This window comes from uncultured Campylobacter sp. (assembly GCF_938018145.1).
GTDB lineage: Bacteria > Campylobacterota > Campylobacteria > Campylobacterales > Campylobacteraceae > Campylobacter_A.
On sequence record NZ_CALIII010000379.1, the window covers coordinates 1 to 2,185 of the forward strand.

A 2,185-nucleotide genomic window follows, 5' to 3' on the forward strand; every position below is an offset into this window, starting at 1 on the left:
AATTTGGTTGCTATTTCGCAAACGCAAAAACGCCTAAATTTAGCAAATTTATCTGAAAAATTTATCGAGTAAGCCTTGCTTTGGCGTTATTATCTCAGACGGCGAGCCGTTTGCGCTATGGTAGATTGCTTTGTTGTATTTCGTCGCGTAGTATCTGAGTAAAATGCGCTGTAAATTCGGCTCGGTACTAGGCACGAACCAGCCGTTGTTCGTCACTGCGATCATGACGTCGAATTCCCCCTCAAATAGCTCGTCCCTGGTCGCTTCGTAGCAGATCGCGTTTCTAATTTTTACGCCGTCTATCTCGTAGTCGCTCGGAGCGCTCGCCGTTTCAAAATCCTTCGCGCCGCCGAAAAATATTTTATTTATCAAATCTCGCGCAAAGGCCGGTAGCGGGATCTCCTCGCCAAAAGGCACGAGGATAAATTTATCCATCCGCCGCATCTTACCGCGGTCAAAGAAAAACGCCGAGTTGTAGTTGGTGCCGTTTTCGCGAGCCAGCGCGCCGGCAACGATAGCGATCTTTTGCGATTTTTCCAGTAGTTCGGAGGTCAAATTTCGCTCGTGCGTCATATAAACGGGAAAGGCGCTCTCGGGCAAAATAACCGCCCTAAAGCCCGCGTTTATCGCCTCGTCTATGACGGCTAAATTTTGATTTATAAACTCGTTTTTTAGCTGCTTTTGCCACTTTAGCTCTTGCGGCACTTCGGTGTTTGCGAGCTTTACTTCAAAAGGCAGAGTTTTAAAATTTGGCGTACCATACTGAACGGCGCAGGCTAAAAGCGCGGCAAAAGCGATAAATTTGAGGCGGTTTTTGACGTAAAACAGGCACAAAATCGCGGCGAAAATAAACGCAAGGGCGAGCAAATTCGGCGCAAAAATTCCCGGCACGAAAACGGCTTCTAAATTTAGCCAGTTAAAGCCGAAAGGATGAATGTTTGAAACCAAGATAAGCAGCAAAGCTTTTAGCCAAATTTGAGCCGGGATGCCCGCTATCAAAAAAAGCGCGCCGTAGATGATCCCGATAGCTAAAATTTCAAGCGGGATGAGGTAGCTAAGCTCGTAATAAACGAGGCTAAAGCTGATCCAGTAAAACCACAAAATCCCGATAAAAAATCCCGTCCAAAAAAAGCCGCGGCGGTCAAATTTGAGCAGAAAATAAAAGCCCGCGATCGCAAAAAACGGCGAGATAAAATTTAAAATTTCGCCGCCTAAAACATCGGCTAGTATAAAATTTGAGATTAAAATCGCGCCGACAAAGGCTTTTATTATAATTTTAGTGCTAAAATAAGGGCTTAAAATTTTTTTTATTAAGGAACCCCATGCAAGAAGGAAATTTCGTAGCTTCATTACTGCCTCTAGTCGTGCTTTTCGCGATATTTTATTTTTTGGTTATCAGACCGCAGCAAAAACAGCAAAAAGCTCATGCCGCGATGCTAGCCGCACTCGAAAAGGGCGACAAGATCATAACTAGCGGCGGACTAATCTGCGAGGTGATAAAACCGGAAGAGGATTTTATCAGAGTTAAGCTTAACGACGACGTAATCGTGCGTGTTTCACGCGAATTCGTCGCGAGAAAAATAGAAAAAACAGAGACGAAAGCAAATGCGTAACGGCAAAATAACGTATAGGCTGATCATCTTTGCTTTGGCTTTGATTTTCGGCATTATCTTTTCCGCGCCGTCTTTTACGGACAAGCTAGGCGGATCTAAAATCAGTCTAGGTCTTGATTTGCAGGGCGGACTTCATATGCTTCTTGGCGTCGAGACCGAGGAGGCCGTGCACTCAAAGATCAAGTCGATCGCCGCTAGCGTGAACTATTTTGCAAAAAAAGAGGACGTTTTGATCGATAGCTTTAAGATCCGCGAGGATAAGGTGGACTTTGAGCTACTCGACGCAGACGAAGCCGCTAAAATCGACGGCATGCTAAAAGATATCAAGGGTCTTAATGTACAAAAAGAGGGCCTAAAATACTCGGTCGGCTTAACCGACGCCGAGAAGGCCGAAACTATCGAATACGCGATAAATCAAGCGGTCGAAACGATCAGAAACCGTCTCGATCAGTTCGGTCTAGCAGAGCCTACCGTCGCAAGACAGGGCAAGGATAATATCCTGGTCGAGCTTCCTGGCATCAAAACGGCGGCTGATGAGCAGCGCGCTCGCGATCTCATCGCAAAAGCAGCAC

Annotated in this window: 2 protein-coding genes and 1 pseudogene; 2 read left to right on the top strand and 1 reads right to left on the bottom strand. The window is 45.9% G+C overall.

Features of this window, described 5'->3' with window-relative positions; translation table 11 throughout:
* Nucleotides 1-48: 48 nt before the first annotated feature.
* Nucleotides 49-1,350: an apolipoprotein N-acyltransferase gene (locus Q0338_RS08790; protein ID WP_298086422.1), complete on the bottom strand. Its 1,302-nt coding sequence runs from the start codon at nt 1,348-1,350 to the stop codon at nt 49-51.
* Here Q0338_RS08790 and yajC point away from each other — a divergent pair.
* The gene (yajC, locus tag Q0338_RS08795; protein WP_002953039.1) at nt 1,323-1,613 is read left to right on the top strand and encodes a preprotein translocase subunit YajC; all 291 of its coding nucleotides are present in this window, start codon (nt 1,323-1,325) and stop codon (nt 1,611-1,613) included. The genes Q0338_RS08790 and yajC overlap by 28 nt on opposite strands.
* Nucleotides 1,606-2,185 (top strand): annotated as a pseudogene (locus tag Q0338_RS08800) (protein translocase subunit SecD); the annotation flags it as partial. The gene yajC and the pseudogene Q0338_RS08800, both read left to right, overlap by 8 nt.

Coding starts and splice junctions, on each gene's coding strand:
- yajC (WP_002953039.1), top strand. CDS start 1,323: ATGCAAGAAGGAAATTTCGTAGCTTCATTACTGCCTCTAGTCGTGCTT.
- Q0338_RS08790 (WP_298086422.1), bottom strand. CDS start 1,350: ATGAAGCTACGAAATTTCCTTCTTGCATGGGGTTCCTTAATAAAAAAA.